Genomic DNA, 824 nt, shown 5'->3' with positions numbered 1-824 from the left:
CCGCCGCCGCCTTCCGGCGTCACCCATTCGATGTTCTGGGTGGGGTCCTTGATGTCGCAGGTCTTGCAGTGGACGCAGTTCTGCGCGTTGATCTGGAGCTTGGCGCCCGCACCGTCCGGATCGACGAATTCGTAGACGCCGGCCGGGCAATAGCGCGCTTCCGGCCCGGCATAGAGSGGYAGGTTGATCGCGGTCGGGATGCTGGCATCCTTGAGCTTCAGGTGGACSGGCTGGTCTTCCTCGTGRTTGGTGAACGAGTAGGACACGCTGGTCAGGCGGTCGAAGCTGATGACACCGTCGGGCTTGGGATAGGCGATCGGCTGGTAGAGATCGGCGCGCTGGAGCGTRGAAGCATCGGTGTGATGCTTCATCGGCTTGGCAAGGCCGAARCCGAACAGCGTGCGCAGCCACATGTCSGCGCCGGCCAGCACCGTGCCGATTTCCCCGCCCCACTTGGCGACCATCGGCTCGGCATTCTGGACGAGCTTCAGTTCCTTGGCGATCCAGCTTTCGCGCACGGCGGTGTCRTATTCGCCCAGCGTGTCCTGCGCGCGGCCCGCGTTGATCGCCGCGGCCATCGCCTCGGCCGCCAGCATGCCGCTCTTCATCGCGGTATGCGTGCCCTTGATGCGCGGCACGTTGACGAAACCGGCCGAGCAACCCGCCAGCACGCCGCCCGGGAAGGCCAGCATCGGCACCGACTGCCAGCCGCCCTCGTTGATCGCRCGCGCACCGTAAGCCACGCGCTTGCCGCCYTCCAGGATCGCGCGGATATCCGGGTGCTGCTTCCAGCGCTGGAATTCCTCGAACGGGTAGACGTAGGG

The 824-nt window shown here is 66.1% G+C and carries 1 protein-coding gene; it reads right to left on the bottom strand.

What is annotated here, in order from left to right:
• Positions 1–824 (bottom strand): electron transfer flavoprotein-ubiquinone oxidoreductase (locus AB4Z00_RS26550; RefSeq protein ID WP_442047904.1); only part of this gene is annotated, 824 nt, incomplete at both ends.

The sequence above is a fragment of the Novosphingobium sp. YAF33 genome, from assembly GCF_052113265.1.
In the GTDB taxonomy this organism is placed as follows: domain Bacteria; phylum Pseudomonadota; class Alphaproteobacteria; order Sphingomonadales; family Sphingomonadaceae; genus Novosphingobium.
The sequence above is the reverse complement of the archived record's forward strand: the minus strand, read 5'-3'. Positions and strand labels throughout refer to the sequence as shown.